The following is a 688-nucleotide window of genomic DNA, read 5'->3' on the forward strand; positions in this document are numbered from 1 at the left end:
CATTTCAGCGGATTATCGAACGAAGAAGAAAAATTGCTAACGAAAAATAAAAACATCCCAATAAAATGAACAAAGAATACATTCATATCATTTTAGCCGATGACGACGAAGACGACAGACTGTTTTTTACCGATGCTTTCAAAGAACTGAAAATCAGCACGAAAGTAAACACCTTCAATGACGGGGTGGAATTGATGCATTACCTGAATGACCCGGAAGCCGTTTTGCCCAACGTACTTTTCCTCGACTTAAACATGCCTAAAAAAAACGGTATCGAATGTCTTCATGAAATTAAAAACAATGCCCGTTTCGATAATATCGCCATTGCCATTTATTCCACCTCATCTTCTGAAGAGGATATTGAAGAAACGTTTGTTATCGGCGCCAACATCTACATAAAAAAACCCAGTGATTTCGCATCTTTGAAGAAAATATTAAGCGAGGTGGTTTCCATTAACTGGCAATACCACACTTCGGGTTTAAACAAAGACAACTTTCTTCTACGTTTATAACGCTTCAAAAAACACCTTATGAAATTTACAGGATTTTTACAAAAATCGTTATTACTGAAAGTACTCTTTGTTATTTCCATAGCAGTCATTTTCTTCATTTCCGGTGTAACCTACAAACACCTATCCACGCTTTCCGATTCCTCTATAGATGTTTCCCGAGCCCACGAGACTAGGCA

General features: G+C 37.5%; 1 protein-coding gene. It reads left to right on the top strand.

Annotated elements, in window-relative coordinates; translation table 11 throughout:
* Window positions 1-65 precede the first annotated feature (65 nt).
* The gene (locus FEDK69T_RS15280) at window positions 66-512 is read left to right on the top strand and encodes a response regulator (protein ID WP_023575100.1); all 447 of its coding nucleotides are present in this window, start codon (window positions 66-68) and stop codon (window positions 510-512) included.
* Window positions 513-688 lie beyond the last annotated feature (176 nt).

Origin of the sequence: Flavobacterium enshiense DK69 (genome assembly GCF_000498495.1) — a bacterium.
In the GTDB taxonomy this organism is placed as follows: domain Bacteria; phylum Bacteroidota; class Bacteroidia; order Flavobacteriales; family Flavobacteriaceae; genus Flavobacterium; species Flavobacterium enshiense.